The sequence below is a fragment of the Streptomyces enissocaesilis genome (assembly GCF_039533765.1).
GTDB lineage: Bacteria > Actinomycetota > Actinomycetes > Streptomycetales > Streptomycetaceae > Streptomyces > Streptomyces enissocaesilis.
In genome coordinates this window covers 305,982-326,192 of sequence record NZ_BAAAUD010000039.1, presented here as the reverse complement: position 1 = coordinate 326,192, position 20,211 = coordinate 305,982, and the positions used below count along the sequence as shown (strand labels likewise).

Genomic DNA, 20,211 nt, shown 5'->3' with positions numbered 1-20,211 from the left:
GGCCCGGGCGGATGGTGCGCCCGGGCCCCGCCGTACGCCGTCGTACGTCCGTCAGGGCCCGGCCCGTTCACGCAGGCCGCGCGCGAGGGCCCGCACTCCGGAAACTGGTCGTATGAGACTCTTCGCCGCCGTACTCCCGCCCACCGGGGCCGTCGACGAACTCGCCGTCGCCGTCGACCGGCTGCGCGCCCTCCCCGGCGCGAACGGCCTGCGCTGGACGGGCCGTGACGGCTGGCACTTCACGCTCGCCTTCCTCGGGGAGGTGGACGAAGAGCTCCTGCCGGCCGTCGAGGAACGCTTCGGCCGCGCCGCCGCCCGCCAGGACCCCTTCCCCCTCCGCCTCCACGGCGGCGGACGCTTCGGGCAGCGCGCCCTGTGGGCCGGGGCGGCGGGCGGCCTCGACGCGATGCGGCTGCTCGCGGACCGCGCGGACGCGGCGGCGCGGCGGGCCGGGGTGGCGATGGACGAGCACCGGGCGTACAAGGCGCACCTGACGGTCGCCCGCAGCCGCGCCACCGGACCGGCCGCGGACCTGCGGCCGTACGTCGAGGCGCTCGCCCCCTTCGAGGGCGCGGCCTGGACGGTGGGTGAGTTTGCTCTCGTCCGCAGCAACCTGCCGGTGCACGGGGTGCCCGGCGCACGGCCCCGGTACGAGCCGGTGCGGGTCTGGCGGCTGGGGCACTGACCGGGGGCGCGCCCGGGCCCGTGCCCCGGCCGGTTACGCTCGATGTGTGGACCCGAAAAGCAGAAACCGGATCATGGCCGGTGTACTCGTGCTGATGTTCGTCGTCGTCGCCCTGGCCGCCGCGGTCGGCGGCTGACCGATCGGCCGGCCGACCGCGCCCGCCGGGGCGACGTACTGCTGGACGTGCTGCCGGCCGTACTACGGGGCCGGACCTACCAGGCGAAGGCCTCGGGAGACGGCCCCGGCCCCGGGAAGATCTCTTCCAGCGACGCCAGCACCTCCTCCGACAGCTCCAGCTCGACGGCGCGCAGCGCCGACTCCAGCTGCTCCGCCGTACGCGGCCCGACGATGGGTCCGGTGACCCCCGGCCGGGTGAGCAGCCAGGCCAGGGCGGCCTCGCCGGGCTCCAGCCCGTGCTTGGCCAGCAGGTCCTCGTACGCCTGCACCTGCGCGCGGACGGCCGTGTTCGCGAGCGCGTCGGCCGACCGTCCGGAGGAGGACCGGGCCGCCCGGCCCTCACGCTCCTTGCGCAGCACGCCGCCGAGCAGCCCGCCGTGCAGCGGTGACCACGGGATGATCCCGAGTCCGTACTCCCGCGCGGCCGGAATGACCTCCATCTCGGCGCGCCGCTCGGCGAGGTTGTAGAGGCACTGCTCGCTCACGAGCCCGTACGATCCGAGCCGCCGCGCGGTCTCGTTGGCGCGCGCGATGTGCCAGCCGGCGAAGTTCGACGAGCCGGCGTACAGGATCTTGCCCTGCTGGACGAGTACGTCGATGGCCTGCCAGATCTCCTCGAACGGAGTGTTCCGGTCGACATGGTGGAACTGGTAGATGTCGATGTAGTCCGTCTGGAGCCGCCTGAGGCTGGCGTCGACGGACCGCCGGATGTTGACGGCGGAGAGACGGTCGTGGTTGGGCCAGGTCGGCGCGTCGTCCGGCGTCATGTTGGCGAAGACCTTGGTGGCGAGGACGGTCTTGTCCCGCCGGTCACCGCCCTTCGCGAACCAGGAGCCGATGATCTCCTCGGTGCGGCCCTTGTTGGCGCCCCAGCCGTAGGCGTTGGCGGTGTCGAAGAAGTTGAGGCCGGCCCCGAGAGCGGAGTCCATGATGCTGTGGCTGTCGGCCTCGCTGGTCTCGGGCCCGAAGTTCATCGTGCCGAGGACGAGGCGGCTGACCTTGAGTCCCGTGCGTCCGAGTTGCGTGTACTTCATGGAGACCAAGCCAACGCCTTCGAGCACGCTCGAAGCAAGAGGGCGTGCGCGGAAGTCGACGATGCGCCGGCAGCCGCCCGGCGACCGGCTCCCGCGGCGCCGTGGTCCTCGGCGAGCAGGGCGCCCTGGCCCACTGGGCCCGCCACCCCTGTCGGCGGCGGGTTCCGGGGGCGGGTGCCGGGGGGAACGGGGGAGCGACCCCGCCACGCACCCGGCGGGGCCGCTCCACGGACGGCCGTGCGCCGTCGGGTCAGCCGCAGGAGCCGCAGGAGCCGCTGATCCACTGGTGTGACGTGAGCAGGTACGTACCCGCGAGGTTGCCCCGCGCGCCCTGGGGCGTGCAGCCCTTGCGGGTGTTGTGGTTCGCCCACTGGTAGGAGGCGACGCCGCCGGCCGAGCTGGTGCCCCGGTTCCGCACCGACTTCACGTTGTGGGTCCGGGACCAGGAGCAGCGGATGGATCCCTGGGTCCGGTCCGCGTCGGCGACGCTCCAGGACCACGTGGAACCGGTGCCGTGGGTCCCCGTGCGGAAGCAGACGTTGCCACTGGCGCACGCCCCCCACTCCTGCGCGTCGGCCGGGGCCGCGGACGCCGTGGGCGCGGATACGGTGGCGAGGAGGGCGGCCGTGCCGAGGCCGGCCGGCATCGTACGAGTCCTGCGCACGGTCTGGTGCTTCCTCTCCGTCGAGTTCCCCCGTCGCCCCGGGTCAGTGAGGCGACGCGGCCACACCAGGGAAGCGGCGATCGGACGGACAAGGCGCCGAATGAGCCAACTCCGCCCGGAAGTGCGGCTGTTGGAGCGGTACGCCGAACCCTCCGCGCACGCGTTCTGCTCGCTGTGAAGGTTTTGCGAACGGGCAGGACCCTCTTGCGAGCCCTCTTTCGCCTGCTGGTTAACGTGTGGAGAGGCTTGACGGTTGCGAATTCCGAAACAAGGGGGCCCGGCGCGATGGGGGCAGGTTTCAAGGTCGAGATCAGTGAGCTCGACGGGCTCGTCAGAGAGCTCCACCGGAGCCAGGAGGAGATGCGCGCGGCGCTGAACGCGCTGCGCGACACCGGCCCGAAGACCACGGGCAGCAAGGAACTCGACAACGCCTGCGACGAGTTCCACGACAGCTGGGACGACGCGATCAAGAAGATCGCCGACGGTACACAGGTCATCGAGGACAAGGTCAAGCAGACCCGCACGACCTACCACGAGGTCGAATCGGCCATCCGGGACGGCTTCGCCGCCGGGGCCGGAAAGGGCGGCGGGAAGTGAGCGCCACCTACCCCTCCCTCGGCTTCGACCCCGCGCCGGGCGACGCCGGCAACGTGGGTTCCCTCGCGGCCCGTACGAAACAGGCGGCGACCGCGCTCGACAACGCGCAGGCCACCATCAAGCGCCTGACCGGGAACGTGAGCTGGGCCGGGGACGCGGCCTCCGCGTTCTCGCGGAAGGTCGGCGAGCTGCCCGGCTACCTGAAGGACAGCCACGAGGCGATGCGGACCGCGTCGACGGAGCTGTCGAAGTGGCGCGAGGCGCTGACGCACTACCAGAGCACGGCCCGTACGTACGAGACCCACGCCAGGGAAGCCAAGGGCAAGGTGGCCTCGGCGGAGAAGGCCAACGAGGCCGCGATCGGCCGCTACAACCAGGCGGCGGCCGACCCCGCGTTCCGGCTCGGCGGCCAGTACTTCACGGGCCCCGCGCTCCAGGAGGCCCAGGCGAAGGTCGACGCGGCGAACGCGCGGCTGAAGCAGGCGGACGGTGAACTCTCCTCCGCCTCCGCGCAGTTGGACCGGGCGCAGCGCGAACTCGAAGAGATCATCAAGCGGGCCGAGCAGCTGCTGGAGAACCACCAGGCCGAGGCGCGCGGGATCGCGGGGCAGCTGCGCAAGGCGACGGACAGCGCGCCGGATCCGGGGTTCTGGGACCGGCTCGGCGACAAGTTCCAGGAGATCGGACACGCGATCCAGGAGTGGTGCGCCCGCCACAAGGACCTGCTGAACAAGATCGGGGACTGGCTGGGGAACATCTCCGCCGTACTGGGCATCCTGGCGCTCCTGACCCTGTGGTGCCCGCCGCTGTCCGGCGCGCTCGCGCTGGCGAGCGCGGGCTTCTCCGCGGGGGCGCTGCTCTCGCACGGCGCGGCGAAGCTGGGCGGGGCCGATGTCAGCTGGCTGAGTCTCGCGGGGGATGCGGTGGGCATCATTCCGGGCGCGGCGTTCGCCAAAACGGCGATCACCGGCACGGTAAAGGTGGTCAAGGTCGGGAATGTCGTCGATGACGCCATGCATGCCGCCCGTATCGCCGACGCGGGTTTCACGACGGTCAAGGGACCTGCCTACAAACTCTTCAGCAATACCGAGCGGATCGGCGACGTCATCGCCTCGGACGGCCACCGGTTCAAGCTCGCCTGGGAGCATTCGGTGGCCAAGAACCTTGGAGCGGGCCTGGTCGAAAAGGGGCTCAGTCAGGTCGTCGACCGTGTCCCGGGACTGCGGAGCATCGATTCCTTCCGATCTGCGATCCGTGCGGACGGGTCCCTTGATCCCACCTCGTGGTGGTCGAAGGGTCCGTTGCTCGCTCAGTCCGTACCGGGCGCCGTCAGCGACATCTACGACAGCGTGACGGGAGAGTAGGGGTGGCTGTCGTACTGCCGTCCGAATCGCTGGCTGATCCGGTCCTTCCCCACGCTTCCCGGTTCGTTTCCCAGGTACCGGGCACAGCAAGCGACATCTACGACAGTGTTACAGGACAGCGGTGATGAAGAATATTCCCAGTAGTGACCCGGCGCTCCCGGTACTTCCCCGATGGGCACTGCTGCTCTGGTTCGTCGTGCAGTGGGTCGCTATTCCTCTGGAATTCTTGGCACGCATCGCATTCATGGTCATCAAGGTCGCCGGGGATGCCACTTCCAGCGACGGTACTGATCCCCGCCTTGCCGTGGCGCGGGCCACTTCGCTGCGCAGTCTGCGGTTCCAGATGTCCCGCGACCCGGCGAGGCGACGGGCGCACCTTGAGCGGAAGGTCGCCGAGCTGGCCGAACAGCTCCGTACCCAACGTTTCACTCTCACCGCCTCGGTCTTCCACGTCCCCAGGTGGAACGTGCGGACAGGAAGCAAGGGGCTCACGCTTCACGCCCGCGACTACCGGGGCATCCCGCAGAGCACTGTCGAGCAGGTCATTACTTCGCACGGCCTGCGCCGCGAGGGCGAGGGCGGCATCGGGAATTCCCTGCGTATCTTCGAAGGAAAGCTGTGGTCGGAACTGTCATGACCCTCTCTGCCGAGCCGGAACTCCATATGGACATCCCCGGTGGCTTCCACTCCCTGGGTCTCGACCTCGACGCCCAGGGCCAGGTGGATCAACTCTGGTCCATCGCAAAGGAGATCTGGCCGACCGGGACCGACTTCCAACGAGAAGTCGCCTTCCACTCCTACCGCGAGATGGCCGACCACGCCCTGGCCGGGAACGCCTTCTACGCGGGCTTCTGCCTGGACGACGCCCCGGACGGCCGCCGCACCACCGCCTCGCTGCTGGCCCGCCTCGACCCGCTGGACGAGGCCGACGCGGAGCTGTCCGCGCGTGGCCTCTTCGAAGCGCTCTCCGCGAACGAGAACAACACGGTCGAGTACATCCGCGTTCCGGCGGGGCCGGGCGTGCTCGTCCTGTGCGGCCTGCAATGGCAGTCCGACCCGGACGACGACACGGCGCCGTCCATGCCCATCGCCCGGACCGACGTCTACCTGCCCCTGCCCCGCATGGGCCGGCTCCTCGTCCTGAGCCTCACCACGCCGTCCCTGCCGGATCTCCCCTTCTACGTCTCGCTGCTGTCGAAGACAGCCCACGACCTCACGGTCTCCAGCGGCGCGGAGCCTCCCTCCGGCCCGGAACCCGGCGGAGAGAGCGGAGGGAAGGGAACCGCCATCGCCGATCGGGTCAGGGCCGACTTCGGGTAGGCGGGGGTCAGCGTTCGTTGCGGTACGTCGCGACGAAGGCGGACCAGGTGGTGGGGGAGAGGGCGAGGGCGGGGCGGGTGACGTCTTTGGAGTCGCGGACGTGGATGGCGTGGGGGCAGGTGGCTACCTCGACGCACTCGCCCTGATTGGTGCTGTACCTGGACTTGGTCCAGGTGACGGCGATCTCGACGCACTCGCCCTCTTCACCGCTGTAGCTGCTCTTGAACCAGTTGAGGTATGAGCTCATAGTTCTTGTGCCACCTGTTCGATCAATTTGGCGGACTCTTCGGGGGACAGAGAGTGCGCCCGTAGGATGCCATATTTACCGAAAAGGTTGCCGAGGTCGGGTTGTTCGCTGACGAAGTAGCCGCCCTTGTGCCCTTCGATGTAGGCGATCCGACGGCGCTCTGCTGTCTCCAGCAGAATCATTGGGCCCATGAGCCCGGCGTGGGTCTGCCGGTTGTGCGGCATGACTTGGATCTCGACATGGCGAAGCCGGCCGAAGTCGAGGACGGAGTGCAACTGCTCCTTGAGGACCGAGGGGCCGCCGAGCGGACGGGTCAACGTGCTCTCCTCGATCACAAATCCCAGGTTGGGCATGGGCTTGCGATGGAAGAGTTGCTTGCGCTTCAGCCGTGTCTTTACTAGCTTCTCGATCTCCTCGTCATCCAGTGGTGGAAAGTAGTTGCAGTTGTAGACGGCCCGCGCGTACGCCTCGGTCTGTAGCAACCCTGGAATGACGTGGTTCTGGTACGAGTGGACGGACGACGCTTTCTGCTCCTCGGCCAAGTAGTCCTCGGTCCATGGCGGGATCCCGCTGTCTTTGAATTCCTTCTCTGCTACGACCAGTAGTGCACCTTGTGCAGCCAAAGCCTCGTCCGCCTTGGGGACGAAATCTCCCCTGGGAGGCCGCTCCCCCCTTTCCACCATCGCCACTTGGGACTTGGAGAAGCCCAGACGACCGGCCAGCGCCTCCTGTGACAACCCAGCGAGTTCGCGGAAGTGGCGAAGCAACGCGCCGAACGTTCTTGAGTTACTTGAACCTTGTTCACTGGAGTGCACAGCATCCTCCCGGAGTGCACAGACCTGCACGGTCGTCGTGTGGTACTGGTCACAGTCAACTCCGGTGCGAGATCGTCTGTTTCATGAACAGAGACACTGCGCCCTCATGGGTGCCCGCCTCCGGGCATGCCCTGCGACATGCCGGTATCCACTTCGACGCGGTGCGGATCGAGAGGATTCTGGGCGAGCAGGCCGCGTACGAACTGCTCCAGTTCACGGACTTCCGGGCCGGGCCGATCGTCCGTGAGGAGACCGGCGCGCGGAGCATGTACTTCCTGTTGCCACCGCAAACCGCCGCCGCCCACCGCTGGCCGGCGGGTGTGCGGGCGCTGGGCCGGGGTGCGGGGTGTGCGGCGTTCGTCGGCGTACCGGCGCTGGGGGGGGGGGGGGGGCACCTGGCCGCTGGGGTGGCAGTCGCGTCCGACGGCGGAAGTGCCGTTCGTGGTCGGGGCGTTGCTGCGCGAAATGGTCGAAAGGGCGGTCCGTACGGTACGGTGACCGCGTCATCACACTCCGTTAATCGGAGCGGTCCCCGGCGGTGCTGACAACACCGGCCGAGGACCTGCACACCGACTGGATCAGAGGTCCAACGGGATGCTTCGGCATGCTATCGCGCCCTCGCGCGACTATCTCAAGGCCCCGCACGCGATCGTGCGGCATGCACGCCTCAACAACGACGCGAAAATGCTCCTGCTGTACGTCCTCGGGCTGCCCGAGAGCAAGTGCGGCAAGCCCCTGAGCGAGCACGCCGCCCGGCTCGGGATCAAGCCGCGGGCGTACCAGAAGGCCAAGGCGCTGCTGGTCGAGTGCGGGTTTCTGCGGGAGAACAAGTGGCAGAACGACCGCGGGCGTTGGGTCACCGAACAGATGGTGACCAACGACGTTTTCGCGTCACCGGGTGCGCGCTTTCCGACGGCCGGTGATTCGACCGATCGGGTGGTCGGCGCCTCTCCTACGGAGCAGGAAGAACAGAGGAAGAACACTCCCCACCCCCCACCCGAAGGCGAGCCGGAGCCGGAGCCGGAGTCGCAGCCGCAGGCGCAGTCGGAACGGCAGTCGGAACCGCAGGCGCAGCCGCAGCCGCTCACCGGGGAACTCGCCGAGGCCGAGCGCGTGCTGCTGTCGCTGCGGCACCTCGACCGGAGGCTGCACCTGGGCGTACCGGAAGCGCGGAGGCTGGCGGCGACGGCGGTCGAGTGGCTGCGGCGCGGGGTCTCGCCGGGGGAGCTGCGGCTGGCGCTGAGCGCGGGGCTGCCTGCGGGTGGGGTCCGGTCGGCGGTCGGGTTCCTGCGGTACCGGCTGGTGGAGAAACTGCCCGAGGTGCCGTCCCTCGCCCGCACGATCGCCACGGCTACGCCTCCGCCCGGCCGGGACCGGGGCGAGCTGGTGCTGTGCGCGGGGCCGGGCGACGACCACGCCTTCCGGCCGGTCGCGGGCGAGACGGAGTGCGGGGAGTGCCGCAGGGAGGCGGCGGCCGGAGCGGCGGGCTCCGGCGCCCGGCCGCAGGAGGGGGCCGTACGGCTGACCTGGCGGGAGCGGGTCGCGGCGGCCACCGGCACGGCGTAGGACGCGGCGCGGGGGCGGGGGACCGTACGGCGGGCAGACGAGGACGGCACGGTGCGGGTGATGGCGGGCGTTGCTGAAAGGGCTGCGGGCGCACAGCGATCCGTTCATGTCCACGCACGCGCACATGTCCACGCACGCGCACACGCCGGTCCCGGGGGTGGTGCCCGACCCGGTCGCGGGAAGCGGGGTGACCGGTGGCCCGGCGCAGGTGACCGAGGGCAGCAAGGTGCAGAAGCGGTTCTGGCGGGACAAGCGGTGAACGTGCGGATCTCAGAGGGAGGGGCGTGCCGAGAGCACGGCGGACAGGGCGTCCGTTCAGCCGTTCAGCCGTTCAGCGCAGTTCGACCGTGATCCCGGGCGCTCCAGCAGCCACAACAGGCTCGCGAAGCAACTGAATTCGCCGTTCCCGTCCCCTTCCACGCTGACCGGGGCCAGGGCCCGGCGGGCGGTCCGCAGGGGTTGTCGAGGCACGCAGGGTGCGATCCGGGGCGTGGTCAAGACGCTCCTGCGGCGCTACGCGACGAGTCTCCGGGCCATCCCCGGCTCGCACCCCGCCACCGTCAGACTTCAGGACCGAGCGGTCGGTCGTCAGAACCGAGCTCAGCCTTGAGAGCCTCGTTCTCGGCCTCCAGCAGCATGATGCGCTTCCGGGCGAAGTACAGCTCCATGACGGCGTCCTGGAATTCCGCCACCAATTGTTCGGGGGTCAACTGCATGTTTACCTCTGCGTCAATACGGGGGCTCAGGACGGTGCGACGACTGTTACTGTCCCGTTGGATCCACGCCATTTGAGGGCACCGTTTTCAGCGAAAAGAACGCCGCCGTTGGTCGGGTCTTCGCTGGGCACTGTCGTTGCGTTACGGATTCCCACGACTCCGTCACCGCCTCCGTACGACTCGGCGTCGGCAACTCCGAGCTGTGCGTTCTTCGCGGCCAGGGCCCCGCTGTTGAGGATGCGTGTCTTCGCGACACCGTTTCGGTCACGGAACTCCGCCAGGCGGCCGGCCGAATCCGAATTGGCCGCCATGAGCAGCCCGATCGTGGCATCCCGCTGACTGATCTCCACGCGTCCGCCGGGGGTGCTGCCCACCGGGATGCCGATACCGACCCGTCCGCTCCCCTTCACGACGAAGTCGTCCACGTTGTTGTTGCGCAGGGTGATGAGATTTCCCTTGGTGGCCCCAGTGGTGGCCGTGACGTAAATCCCCTGTGCGGCCGTGCCGCCCGACTTGTCCACTACACCTGTCGTCTTCAGGTCGATGGACAGTGCGGAGGCGCCCCCGTCCGAGGCGTCCACGTATCCGAAATGGGAAATCTTGAGTGTGCCCCGGGAATTCTTCTCGTGGCCGGTCAGGTACATCGCTGAATCTTCCGGGTTCTTGGACACCACATTCAGGGCGACACCTTCACCGGCTGTGCCGTCCTGAAGGACGGCCAACGCGTGGAGCTTTCCCGAGGTCGCCGTGGACGTCGTCCGGAAAGTCGATGTCGCGCCGGACTCCGTCCTGAAGCTCTGTGCCCTCACCTCACCCGTGAAGGTCACGTCCTCCTCCGCCAGGCTCTCGCCCTGCTCATTCGCTGATGCGGTCCCACTCGTGGCCACGGTTACGGCCCCCGCCGTGAATGCTCCCAGGAACAGCCTTCGCGTACTTGTCACCATTCTCCCCCACCCGATGCGATCAAACAGAATACGCCAAGTAAAGCATTCCGTATGAGGATTGGGAATGCCGTCGCGATAGCTTGCGACAGTATTCGGGGGGCCGGATTCGGCCGGTACGCGGGGCCGCAGTCGTCGTGATCACTGGTCAGCGGCTCGGTCACGCCCGCACAGCACCTAGGGGGCGGGGTGGACTTCCGTCGGATGTGGCACCGAGGCCGTGCCGCGTACGGTCGCCGCATGGTCGACATTCGCCGCCGTACCGCAGCCGTCCTGCTCGCGCTCGCACTGCCGCTGTCGCTGCCCGCCGTCCCGGCGGGCACGGCCCTCGCGGCCTCTCCCCCGCCCGCCTCCCGTACCGCTCAACTCCAGCTCCCGCTTCCCACCGGCCCGTACGCCACCGGGCGCCAGACCCTCCACCTCACCGACAAGAGCCGGCGCGACCCGTGGGTGCCGTCGGCGGGGGCGCGGGAGCTGATGGTGTCGATGTACTACCCGGCCCGCCCCGGGACCGGCGGCCAGGTCGCTGAGTACATGACGACCGAAGAGGCCCGGCTGCTGCTGGAGAGCCAGGGGTACGCGGGCGTCTTCCCGCCCGAACTGCTCAGCTCCACCCGCACCAACGCGCGCACGGACGCCCGTCCGGCAGCGGGCCGGCATCCGCTCGTCGTGCTCTCGCCCGGGTTCTCCCTCAACCGCGCCACCCTCACCCTCCTCGCCGAGGAGCTGGCCGGGCGCGGTTACGTCGTGGCTCTGATCGACCATGCCCACGAGTCCGTCGGAACGGCGTTCCCCGGTGACCGCACCCTCACCTGTGTCGCGTGCGAGAAGGTCGAATCGGTGCCCGACGGCAGGGCGAGCGAGGCGGTGCTGGCCTCCGTCGCGAATGGCCGGGCGGCTGACGTCTCCTTCGTGCTCGACCGGCTGACGGGCCGTCATCCGGTGTGGAAGGACGCGGGGATGATCGACGGCAGGCGGGTCGGGATGGCCGGGCACTCCATCGGCGGCAACAGCGCCGCCCGTGCCATGGCGTACGACAGCAGGATCCGGGCCGGGGTGAACATGGACGGCACGTTCTTCGCGCCGGTGCCCGTCCACGGGCTCGACGGGCGGCCGTTCATGATGCTCGGCACCGATTCGCTCCACCACCCCGGCGGCGAGGACAGGAGCTGGGACAAGGGGTGGAAGCGCCTGGACGGGTGGAAGCGCTGGCTGACCGTGACCGGTTCCGGTCACTTCACCTTCATCGACCTGCCGGTGCTGGGCGGGCAGCTGGGCGTAACCGATCCCGAGGCCCCGCTGCCCGGGAAGCGGTCCGGCGAGATCACCCGTGACTACGTCGGCGCCTTCTTCGACCAGCACCTGCGCGGGATGAGCCGACCGCTGCTGGACGGTCCCTCGTCCGCGAACCCGGAGGTCGACTTCCATCCCCGGTGAGGCCAGTCGGCGCGGTCAGACGGCGTGCTCAGTCGCGGGGGAACTCGTCGAACGATACGCACGGTGACCGGGTCATGCGCGGCTGAATGAGGGGGAGGGAGCGGAGGGGGCGGAGGCGTACGGCGCTCCCAGGCCCCACTGCGCGTGCATCGCGTCCGCGAAGGCCGCCGCCAGTTTGTGTTCGCCCGTCGGGCCCGGGTGCGTGCCGTCGTACGTGTCCTGGTGGATGTCGTACGCCGGGTGGGGCGCCGCCAGCAGCAGGGGGGACGTCCCGGGCGCGTCGAGGTTCGCCACCGCCTTGGAGAGGAACTCGTTGAAGCGGACGCACTCGGCGGCGAACGGGGCGTCGGACTCGGCCCGGACGTTGGGGACGACCGGGTGGATCGCGATGCGGACGCGCGGGTTGGCGGCGCGGGCCTCGGCGACGAAGCGCTCCGCGTTGTCGGCGGTCTGCGCCGCGTCCGTGTAGAAGCCGAGGTCTATCAGGCCCAGGGAGACCAGGAGGACGTCCGCCCCGGAGGAGGCGACCGTCTCCCGGATCAGGGGTGCCATGTGCAGCCATCCCTCGCCCCAGCCCGACAGGTGGCGGCGGGCGTGCGGCGGGAAGGCCGGATCGGCGTACGCGCGGGAGACCGGGGCATCAACGGCGGCGTCGTACAGCTCGGTGCGGGGGCCGACAACCTCGAAGGGGCCGCCGAACGACGCCGTCAGGTGCTGCCACATGCGGTAGCGCCACGTGAAGTCGCCGGCGCGCCCGACGGTCATGGAGTCGCCGACAAACAGGAAGCGCATTGCGTCATCATCCCGGATCACCGCCGTGGCCTGCGACGTGATGATGAACACTTGGGCCATGCGCTCGCTCCCGTACGCCGCCGTTCCCGTTGTCGCCGCCACCGCCGCTCTTCTGCTGGGCGCGGCCGGTACCGCCGCCGCCGAGGACGGCTTCACGATCAAGGACCCGCGGATCACCGAGTCCAGCGGCCTGGCCGCCAGCCGCATCCATCCCGGCGTCTACTGGACGCACAACGACAGCGACGACGGGGCGTTCGTCTATGCCGTGGACTCCAGGAGCGGGGAGACGGTCGCGACCCTCACCCTGCGCGGGGTCGGTGCGCCGCGCGACGTCGAAGCGATCTCGATCGGAGCCGACGGGAACATATACGTCGGCGACATCGGCGACAACCTGGGCGGGACCTGGGACCACGTCTGGATCTACCGCTTCCCCGAGCCCGGGAAGCTCGGCGACGCGACGGTCGACGCGACGCAGTTCACGGTGGAGTACGCAGACGGGGCGCGCGACGCCGAGGCCCTGATGGTGCACCCCAGGACCGGCCGGGTCTACATCGCCAGCAAGAACGAGGACGGCGGTGGGCTCTACGAAGGGCCCGCCCGGCTGTCGGCCGGCGGCACGAACGTCTTCCGGCGGGTGGGCGAGGTGCCGTGGGTGACGGACGGGGCGTTCTCGCCGGACGGGAACGAACTGGTGCTGCGCTCCTACCTCAGTGCGCGTGCGTACGAGTGGAAGGCCGGGGGCGGGTCCGGGGGCGGGGGACGGCTGGGGGCCGACCGGGGGGTGGGAGCGCCGTTCCAGAGGCAGGCCGAGTCGGTGACGTACACGGCCGACGGTACGGCCATGATGTTCGGCTCCGAGGGCGTCGGGAGCGAAGTCGAGCGGGTGGAAGTGAAGGGCAGGGAAGGCGGCGGGGAGGGACGGGGAGGCGAAGGCAAGTCCCCTTCCGGGGAAGGGGGTTCGAGTGGTGGTGGTGAGGGGGGCGGCGGCGGCGGTGGTGGTGACGGGGAGGTCACGCTGGGGCTCGTCGTGCTCGGGGGCGTGGTGGCCGCGTTCCTGGGACTGAAGCGGCGGCGGCGGCCCTAGGGGCGGCGATCCCAGGGGGCGGCGTAACGGACAGTGACATTTCGGCGTGCGAGGGTGACGGGTTGCTGCTTCGCTGGAGGGGACCCGCTCTTCCTAGCGTCAAGGAGTGACGATGAGCGTTGCAGGCGAATCCCGTGGCCGCGTACAGCAGATGCGAGACAAGGCCGAGCAGCTGAAGCAGGCGGCGGAGCGTGCGACCGACCCGCAGGAGCGTCAGAAGCTGCAGGAGAAGGCCCGGCGGCTGCAGGAGCAGAGCCAGCAGGAGGGCGCGACGGGCGGCCAGGGGCAGTACCCGCCCGACTAGTCGAGTCGGCCCTCGGCGTCATCAGCGCCATGCGTGCCGAGCGCCCTGCGCGATCAGCACCCTGCGTGACCAGCACCATGAGTGATCAGCACCCTCACGGGTGGATGGCCTTCCGTTCCGCGCACGCGGGCGGGGGGCCATCGGTCCGTTCCCGGGAACGGACCGATGGCCCATACGCCCGTTCCCCCACGCGTTCACCGGCCGCCCTGGCTACGGACGGAACGTCGGGTTTCCCGCCGGGGATTGTGCACAGCGGCGCAGGACCCGCCGCACCGCCGCCCCTAGCCTCACCGGAACAACACCAGCACCTACGAGGGGCGGCACTGGTGAACTGGCTGATCCATGACTACCGCGAGAGCGATCTCGCGGCAGTGGTCCACCTGATCGACACCACGGCCGAACTCGGACAGGAGTCGGTCTTCTCTCTCGCCGAGTGCATCGGTGCGCTCACCTCGCGCCAGCCCGCCGTCGTCGCCGTGCACCAGGGCGTCCCCATCGGCGCGGCGCTCGCCTGTGTCGCCGGGGAGCGCGCCTGGGTGATGCGCATCGCGATCTCCTCGGCCTGGCGCGGGCGGGGGCTGGCCAGCGCCCTCCTGGTGGAGCTGGAACGGCGGCTCGTCGCGGCGCGGGTGGGGCGTATCGCGTATGTGCTGCCCGAGGAGGACCTGCTCGGCGAAGGGCTGCTCAACGCGGGCTACACGCGCCGGCCGGCCGTGGCGTACTTCGAGAAGGTCGAGCCGCTGCACGGCCCCTCGGCCAGCCTCCTGGAGGACCTGGGCGGGCGGTTCCTGCCCAGTGACCTCTGGGCGAAGGTGGCCGGCATGGAGGCGGAGAAGGACCTGATCGAGCGGCGCGTCGTACTGCCGCTCGCGCAGCCGGAGCGCGCCGCCCGGCACGGGGTCCGGCCGCCGCGGGCGATCGCCCTCTTCGGGCCTCCCGGGACCGGCAAGACGACGTTCGCGAGAGGCATCGCTTCCAAGCTGGGCTGGCCGTTCGTCGAACTGCTGCCGTCGCGGCTGGCCGACGAGGGCAACCTCGCCGCGGCCCTGCGCGACGCGTTCGCCCGTATCGCGGAACTGGAGCGGGTGCTGGTCTTCATCGACGAGGTGGAGGAGATCGCTCCGGTACGCACCGAACCCGCCCAGCCGGGCGGGATGCACGGAGTGACCAACGAGCTGCTCAAGCTGATACCGGGCTTCCGGGAGGGCGACGAGCGTCTGCTGGTGTGCGCCACCAACTCCGTCCGGTCGCTCGACCCGGCGTTCCTGCGGCCCGGCAGGTTCGACTACCTGATCCCCATCGGTACGCCGGACACGGCGGCGCGGGCGGCGATCTGGTCCCGGTACACGGACGGCCGGGCCGATGTGGACGTGGCGGTGCTGGTCGCGGCCAGTGAACTGTTCACCCCGGCGGACATCGAGCACGCGGCCCGCATCGCCGCCCAGGCCGCGTTCGAGCGGGACCTGGAGGAGGTCGGGGCCGGTGCGGGCGATTCGCGCGCGCTGGGCGCGAGCACCGAGGACTACCTGGCGGCGATCGCGCAGTGCCGGCCGACGGTGACGCCCGGGATGATCGACCAGTTCGGCGCGGACATCACGGCGCACGCGCGGTTCTGAGGGCGACCGGGCGCGGGACCCGGGAGCGGGGCCCGTGAGCCCCGCGAGCCCTTGTGCGTGCGTGCATACGGTCGGGCGGACGGGCGAGTGGTGCCGGGGGTCACTCCTCGGCGCGCTTCGCCACCAGGGTCTCGAAGCCGTCGATCAGCCGGCGCAGGCCGAATGCGAAGTGGTCGAAGCCGGTGGAGAAGGCGTCCTCGGCGAGTGCGGCCATCAGCGGGAACTCGCCGCTCGCCATGGCCCTTTCGAGGTACGGCCGCTGCCCCTCCCAGAAGTCCTCGTGGCTCAGCCCCGTCTCCTTGGCCGCCTCGTCGGCCTCGGCCTCCATACGGGCGATGCCGACGACGAAGCTCTGGACCGCGATGATCACCGAGATCAGTTCGGCGTCGCGCAGCCCCATGCCCTTGAGGCCGGCCAGGGACACTTCGAGGCCGCGCACCGCGCTGGGGCCGAGGACGGTGCGCGCCTGGTTGATCCTGAGCAGCCACGGGTGGCGCCGCAGGAGACCGAGGTGGGTGCGGGCCATGGACTCGACGGCCGCCCGCCAGTCCACCGGTCCGCGGGTGCCGGCGGCGTCGAGCGGCTCGCCCTGGACACGGTCCAGCATCAGGTCGAGCAGTTCGGCCTTGCCCGGCACGTAGCGGTACAGCGACATGGTGCCGGTGCCGAGTTCGGTGGAGAGGCGGCGCATCGACACGGCGTCCATGCCCTCGGCGTCCGCGATCCCGACGGCGGTGGCGACGATGCGGTCGAGCGTGAGGCCGGGCTTGGGGCCCCGGCTGGGGCGGTCGCCCGTGCCCCAGAGGAGTTCGAGGCTGCGGCCGATGTCGCCACTGCCGCTCGTGGCGCTCGTGTTGCCTGTCCCGGTCGTCTTCTTCATGGAGCCACCTTAAATCTCCTGAACGAAAACTGAGTACGGTGTACTCTCATCAGGGTACGCCGTACTCAGTTTTGTCGTGAACGGGAAGGGAGCCCTTGGTGAGTGCCACCGATTACGCCGTGCGGGCGGAAGGAATCCAGAAGAGGTACGCCGGAAAGCCCGCTCTCGACGGCTTCGACCTCGCCGTCCGCCCCGGCACCGTCCACGGCCTGCTCGGCCCCAACGGCGCGGGCAAGACCACCGCCGTGCGCGTCCTGTCCACGTTGCTCGGGTTCGACGGCGGCCGGGCGCGGGTCGCGGGCGCGGACGTGGCCCGCGATCCCCGGCTCGTACGCCGCAGGATCGGTCTCACCGGACAGTACGCCGCGGTCGACGAGGTCCTCACGGGACGGCAGAACCTGGAGATGTTCGGCCGCCTCTTCCACCTGGGAGGGAAACGGGCGAGGGCGCGGGCCGGGGAACTCCTGGAACAGTTCGGCCTGGTGGAGGCGGCGGACGAGGGCGTGGGCGCGTACAGCGGCGGGATGCGCCGCCGGCTGGACCTCGCCGCGTCGATGATCCTCGCCCCGCAGGTGCTCTTCCTCGACGAGCCGACGACCGGGCTCGACCCGCGGGGACGGGGAGAGATCTGGGGCGCGGTACGGGACTTGGTGGCCGGCGGCACGACCGTGCTGCTGACGACCCAGTACCTGGACGAGGCCGACAGGCTCGCCTCGCACATCACCGTCATCGACCGGGGGCGGGCCATCGCCGACGACACCCCGGACGGGCTGAAGAACCGGGTCGGCGGCGACCGTATCGAAGTCGTGGTCGCCCAGGCGGAGGACTTGGGGATGACCGCCGAGGTGATCGCGCGGGTGTCGGAAACCGAACCGGAGACGGACGGTGCGGCGCTGCGCGTGCACGCGCAGGTGGGCGACCGGGTGGCGGCCCTGACGGAGGTGGCGCGGACCTTGCGGGACGGGGGAATCGCGGTGGAGGACATCGGACTGCGCAGGCCGAGCCTCGACGACGTGTTCCTGCGCCTGACCGGACACCGTACGGAAGAGGAGGCAGCGGCATGAACAGGACGAGCGCAGTCACCGCGGTCGGCACCACGGACGTGACCCTGACGGGGCCCGACCGGCGGTTGTACTGGGCGCTGGCCGACTGCTGGAACGTCACCAGGCGCACCCTCACCCACTACCACCGCCAGCCCGTCGCGATCGTCTGGCAGCTCGGTTTCCCGATCATCTCCGTGCTGCTGTACGGATTCGTCTTCGGCGAGGCGATGGCGGTGCCCGGGGGCGGGGACTACCGGGAGTTCCTGATGCCCGGGATGTTCGCCTCGACCATGGCCTTCGGGTTCATGAACACCACGATGGCCGTGGTCACCGACTCCACGAAGGGCGTCATCGACCGCTTCCGCTCCATGCCGATGGCGCCGTCGGCGGTGGCGTCCGGGCGGGGCGTGTCCGATCTGCTGGTCGCCTGCGCCGAGTTGACGATCCTCGCGGTGACGGCCCTGCTGGTCGGCTGGAAGGCCGAGGGGGGAGTGCCCGCCGCCGTGGCGGCCTTCGGGCTGCTCCTGCTGCTGCGCTTCAGCCTGATCTGGGTGGGGGTGTGGCTGGGGCTGCTCGTCCCCAGCGCGGAGGCGGCGGGGGGACTGTACGCGGTGGCCTTCCCGCTGACGATGGTCTCCAGCATCTTCGTGGCACCGTCCCTGATGCCGAGCTGGCTGGGCCCGGTCGCGGCCTGGAACCCGGTTTCGTCGACGGTCACGGCGGCCCGCGAGCTGTTCGGGCAGCCGGTGAGCGGCGGCTCGTGGATCGAGGAGAACGCGGTGCTGATGGCGGTGGTCTGGCCGCTGGTGATCACGGCGGTGTTCCTGCCGCTGGCGGTACGGCGGTTCCAGAGCCTGAGCCGGTGAGCCGGTGAGCCGGGGTGTGGGCCGGCCTGGGGGTGGGCCCGGGAGGGGGCGGGCCCACCCGGGGCGGCTAGGCCGGGCACTCCTTCCAGGCCAGCCGGTAGATGGTTCTGATGTCGCCGTCCGTCGCGTCCATGGCGATGAAGCTGTTCGTCCTCGCCGGGTCGGAGGTGCCCGCGCTGACGCGCAGCTCAGTGTTGATGTTGAAGTTCCGCTTCACCCCGCAGGGCGCCCAGACCAGCTGACCCCAGTCGGTCTCGTCGGTCGCCTGCCAGTTGTTGTCGTACGGCCCGGTGTGCGGATGGGTCCTGGACGCCGTGTCGGGGGAGCCCTGGAAGTAGTACGACGCCTTCTGGGTGGCGGTGGCGCCCGCCTGAAGGCGGGCGTAGCCGCGGTAGTCGGCGCCGGCGACCGCGTAGGTGAAGCCGTGCGGGACGTGCACGATCAGGTTGAGCTGGCAGTTCTTGCGGAAGTCGGTCGGCTTCGCGCCGAGGCCGACCTGGGCCAGGTACTCGCTGTACGTGACGGTGAAGGCCGTGTTGTCCGGAGAGACGGCCACGGCGGCCGTTCCCTGCGGGCAGCCCGATCCGTTGACGGTCGCGATCTCGATGACGATCTTGTCGGGCGGCGCGACGATCCCGGCGCCGGAGGCCGCGGAGGCGTTCTGTGCGAACAGGGTGGAGGCGAGCAGTGCGGCGGCCGCACCGCCGACGAGCACCTCTCGGTGCTTGGGTGCGTGGCTGGGCATGGTGCTCCGATCGGTCGTCGGGCGAACTTGGGGGGTCCAACCGAAGGAACTGTCGTGCTCATGTCAAACATTCAAGCGTCCCGGCGCATGGACGAAGCGCCGGGGCCCTTCGGACTGTAGACAGCGCGGCGGGGGCTGCACAGGGCGGTTATCGGCCGCGCGCGTACGCCTAGAGCTTCTCGATCACGTAGTCGACGCAGGCGGTCAGGGCCTGGACGTCGGCCGGGTCGATCGCCGGGAACATCGCCACGCGCAACTGGTTGCGGCCCAGCTTGCGGTACGGCTCCGTGTCGACGATGCCGTTGGCGCGCAGCGCCTTGGCGACCGCCGTGGCGTCGATCTCGTCGGAGAAGTCGATCGTGCCGATGACCTGCGAACGCTTGGCCGGGTCGGTGACGAACGGCGTCGCGTACTTGGACTCCTCGGCCCAGCCGTACAGATTGGCGGCGGAGGCCGCGGTGCGGCGGGTCGACCAGTCGAGGCCGCCCTGCGTGTTGATCCACTTCAGCTGGTCGTCCAGCAGGAAGAGGGTCGCGAGCGCCGGGGTGTTGTACGTCTGGTTCTTGAGGGAGTTGTCGATCGCCGTGGGCAGGCTGAAGAACTCCGGGATGTGGCGGCCGGACGCGTGAACGCGCGCGGCGCGCTCCAGGGCGGCGGGGGAGAAGACCGCGATCCACAGGCCGCCGTCGGAGGCGAAGGACTTCTGCGGGGCGAAGTAGTAGACGTCGGTCTCGGCGATGTCGACCGGCAGGCCGCCCGCGCCGGACGTGGCGTCGACCAGGACGAGGGAGCCGGCGTCGGCGCCCTCGACGCGCTTGACCGGGGCCGCGACACCGGTCGAGGTCTCGTTGTGGGTGAAGGCGTAGACGTCGACGCCCGCCTCGGCCCGCGGGTTCGGGTGCGTGCCGGGGTCGGAGGCGATCACGGTCGGGTCGTCCAGCCAGGGCGCCAGCTCGGCGGCCTTCGCGAACTTCGACGAGAACTCGCCGAAGTTCAGGTGCTGGGACTTCTGCTCGATCAGGCCGTGGGTCGCGATGTCCCAGAAGGCGGTGGAGCCGCCGTTGCCCAGGACCACCTCGTAGCCCTCGGGGAGCTGGAAGAGGTCGCGTACGCCGTCGCGCACCGAGCCGACCAGGTTCTTGACCGGGGCCTGGCGGTGGGACGTACCGAGAAGGGAGGTGCCGGTGGCGGCCAGGGCGTCCAGCGCCTCCGTACGCACCTTGGAGGGGCCCGCGCCGAAACGGCCGTCGGCGGGCTTCATGTCAGCGGGAATCTGGATCTCAGCCACGAGCCGGAGCGTAGCCGGTCCGCAGGGGTG

23 protein-coding genes and 1 pseudogene are annotated in these 20,211 nt (G+C 70.1%); 14 read left to right on the top strand and 10 right to left on the bottom strand.

The features are described from left to right. The first annotated feature begins 112 nt into the window (after positions 1-112). Positions 113-685, top strand: coding sequence for an RNA 2',3'-cyclic phosphodiesterase (gene thpR / locus ABD374_RS19845; RefSeq protein WP_344496894.1), 573 nt, complete (start codon positions 113-115; stop codon positions 683-685). 212 nt (positions 686-897) lie between these two features. Here the strand turns inward: thpR and ABD374_RS19840 are convergent, their stop codons facing one another. Next, positions 898-1,896, bottom strand: a complete 999-nt coding sequence (locus ABD374_RS19840) for an aldo/keto reductase (protein WP_344496893.1) — start codon at positions 1,894-1,896, stop codon at positions 898-900. A 250-nt stretch (positions 1,897-2,146) separates the two neighbouring features. Beyond that, positions 2,147-2,560, bottom strand: a complete 414-nt coding sequence (locus ABD374_RS19835; protein ID WP_344496892.1) for a peptidase inhibitor family I36 protein — start codon at positions 2,558-2,560, stop codon at positions 2,147-2,149. A 285-nt stretch (positions 2,561-2,845) separates the two neighbouring features. Between ABD374_RS19835 and ABD374_RS19830 the strand changes: the two genes are divergently transcribed. The 4 genes from ABD374_RS19830 (at position 2,846) to ABD374_RS19815 (ending at position 5,841) form a co-directional block, all read left to right on the top strand. Next, entirely contained in the window at positions 2,846-3,157 is a 312-nt protein-coding gene (locus ABD374_RS19830; RefSeq protein WP_344496891.1) for a WXG100 family type VII secretion target, read from the top strand. Further along, positions 3,154-4,521, top strand: coding sequence for a putative T7SS-secreted protein (locus tag ABD374_RS19825; protein WP_344496890.1), 1,368 nt, complete (start codon positions 3,154-3,156; stop codon positions 4,519-4,521). Before ABD374_RS19830 ends, ABD374_RS19825 begins: the two co-directional genes overlap by 4 nt. Positions 4,522-4,645: 124 nt before the next feature. Next, entirely contained in the window at positions 4,646-5,158 is a 513-nt protein-coding gene (locus ABD374_RS19820) for a hypothetical protein (protein WP_344496889.1), read from the top strand. Beyond that, complete coding sequence (locus ABD374_RS19815; RefSeq protein WP_344496888.1) at positions 5,155-5,841, top strand: hypothetical protein; 687 nt, start codon at positions 5,155-5,157, stop codon at positions 5,839-5,841. Before ABD374_RS19820 ends, ABD374_RS19815 begins: the two co-directional genes overlap by 4 nt. 7 nt (positions 5,842-5,848) lie before the next feature. On the opposite strand, the gene ABD374_RS19810 is transcribed toward ABD374_RS19815, so the two are convergent. Together ABD374_RS19810 and ABD374_RS19805 are read right to left on the bottom strand one after the other, a co-directional pair. Next, positions 5,849-6,088, bottom strand: coding sequence for a DUF397 domain-containing protein (locus ABD374_RS19810; RefSeq protein ID WP_344496887.1), 240 nt, complete (start codon positions 6,086-6,088; stop codon positions 5,849-5,851). Then, the gene (locus ABD374_RS19805) at positions 6,085-6,903 is read right to left on the bottom strand and encodes a helix-turn-helix domain-containing protein (protein ID WP_344496886.1); all 819 of its coding nucleotides are present in this window, start codon (positions 6,901-6,903) and stop codon (positions 6,085-6,087) included. Before ABD374_RS19805 ends, ABD374_RS19810 begins: the two co-directional genes overlap by 4 nt. Before the next feature lie 83 nt (positions 6,904-6,986). Here ABD374_RS19805 and ABD374_RS19800 point away from each other — a divergent pair. From ABD374_RS19800 to ABD374_RS19790, 3 genes and pseudogenes are all read left to right on the top strand, one after another. Next, a pseudogene (locus ABD374_RS19800) lies at positions 6,987-7,401 on the top strand (hypothetical protein). Positions 7,402-7,497: 96 nt separating this feature from the next. Then, complete coding sequence (locus tag ABD374_RS19795; protein WP_344496885.1) at positions 7,498-8,469, top strand: hypothetical protein; 972 nt, start codon at positions 7,498-7,500, stop codon at positions 8,467-8,469. Positions 8,470-8,575: 106 nt separating this feature from the next. Further along, positions 8,576-8,728: a hypothetical protein gene (locus ABD374_RS19790; RefSeq protein ID WP_344496884.1), complete on the top strand. Its 153-nt coding sequence runs from the start codon at positions 8,576-8,578 to the stop codon at positions 8,726-8,728. 301 nt (positions 8,729-9,029) lie between these two features. Here ABD374_RS19790 and ABD374_RS19785 read toward each other — a convergent pair whose 3' ends face one another. After that, complete coding sequence (locus ABD374_RS19785; RefSeq protein WP_344496883.1) at positions 9,030-9,185, bottom strand: hypothetical protein; 156 nt, start codon at positions 9,183-9,185, stop codon at positions 9,030-9,032. A gap of 26 nt (positions 9,186-9,211) precedes the next feature. After that, positions 9,212-10,129 (bottom strand): hyaluronoglucosaminidase, encoded by a 918-nt coding sequence (locus tag ABD374_RS19780; RefSeq protein WP_486388631.1) that lies wholly within the window; start codon positions 10,127-10,129, stop codon positions 9,212-9,214. 237 nt (positions 10,130-10,366) lie between these two features. Between ABD374_RS19780 and ABD374_RS19775 the strand changes: the two genes are divergently transcribed. Next, positions 10,367-11,563, top strand: coding sequence for an alpha/beta hydrolase family protein (locus ABD374_RS19775; protein WP_344496881.1), 1,197 nt, complete (start codon positions 10,367-10,369; stop codon positions 11,561-11,563). Positions 11,564-11,635: 72 nt separating this feature from the next. Here ABD374_RS19775 and ABD374_RS19770 read toward each other — a convergent pair whose 3' ends face one another. Beyond that, on the bottom strand, positions 11,636-12,415 hold the full coding sequence (locus ABD374_RS19770; RefSeq protein WP_344496880.1) for a GDSL-type esterase/lipase family protein: 780 nt from the start codon (positions 12,413-12,415) through the stop codon (positions 11,636-11,638). On the opposite strand from ABD374_RS19770, the gene ABD374_RS19765 reads away from it, so the two are divergent. The 3 genes from ABD374_RS19765 (at position 12,414) to ABD374_RS19755 (ending at position 15,359) form a co-directional block, all read left to right on the top strand. Beyond that, the gene (locus tag ABD374_RS19765) at positions 12,414-13,439 is read left to right on the top strand and encodes a WD40 repeat domain-containing protein (RefSeq protein WP_344496879.1); all 1,026 of its coding nucleotides are present in this window, start codon (positions 12,414-12,416) and stop codon (positions 13,437-13,439) included. The genes ABD374_RS19770 and ABD374_RS19765 overlap by 2 nt on opposite strands. A gap of 112 nt (positions 13,440-13,551) precedes the next feature. Then, positions 13,552-13,743, top strand: a complete 192-nt coding sequence (locus ABD374_RS19760; protein WP_344496878.1) for a DUF6381 family protein — start codon at positions 13,552-13,554, stop codon at positions 13,741-13,743. A gap of 326 nt (positions 13,744-14,069) precedes the next feature. Next, positions 14,070-15,359: an ATP-binding protein gene (locus ABD374_RS19755; protein ID WP_344496877.1), complete on the top strand. Its 1,290-nt coding sequence runs from the start codon at positions 14,070-14,072 to the stop codon at positions 15,357-15,359. Positions 15,360-15,459: 100 nt separating this feature from the next. Here the strand turns inward: ABD374_RS19755 and ABD374_RS19750 are convergent, their stop codons facing one another. Further along, positions 15,460-16,239, bottom strand: coding sequence for a TetR/AcrR family transcriptional regulator (locus ABD374_RS19750; protein WP_344496876.1), 780 nt, complete (start codon positions 16,237-16,239; stop codon positions 15,460-15,462). A 98-nt stretch (positions 16,240-16,337) separates the two neighbouring features. Between ABD374_RS19750 and ABD374_RS19745 the strand changes: the two genes are divergently transcribed. After that, positions 16,338-17,303, top strand: a complete 966-nt coding sequence (locus ABD374_RS19745) for an ATP-binding cassette domain-containing protein (RefSeq protein WP_344496875.1) — start codon at positions 16,338-16,340, stop codon at positions 17,301-17,303. Beyond that, positions 17,300-18,148, top strand: a complete 849-nt coding sequence (locus tag ABD374_RS19740) for an ABC transporter permease (protein ID WP_344496874.1) — start codon at positions 17,300-17,302, stop codon at positions 18,146-18,148. Before ABD374_RS19745 ends, ABD374_RS19740 begins: the two co-directional genes overlap by 4 nt. 67 nt (positions 18,149-18,215) lie before the next feature. Here the strand turns inward: ABD374_RS19740 and ABD374_RS19735 are convergent, their stop codons facing one another. Beyond that, the gene (locus ABD374_RS19735) at positions 18,216-18,893 is read right to left on the bottom strand and encodes a DUF4360 domain-containing protein (RefSeq protein ID WP_344496873.1); all 678 of its coding nucleotides are present in this window, start codon (positions 18,891-18,893) and stop codon (positions 18,216-18,218) included. 169 nt (positions 18,894-19,062) lie between these two features. Next, positions 19,063-20,181: a phosphoserine transaminase gene (gene serC, locus ABD374_RS19730; protein WP_344496872.1), complete on the bottom strand. Its 1,119-nt coding sequence runs from the start codon at positions 20,179-20,181 to the stop codon at positions 19,063-19,065. Positions 20,182-20,211 lie beyond the last annotated feature (30 nt).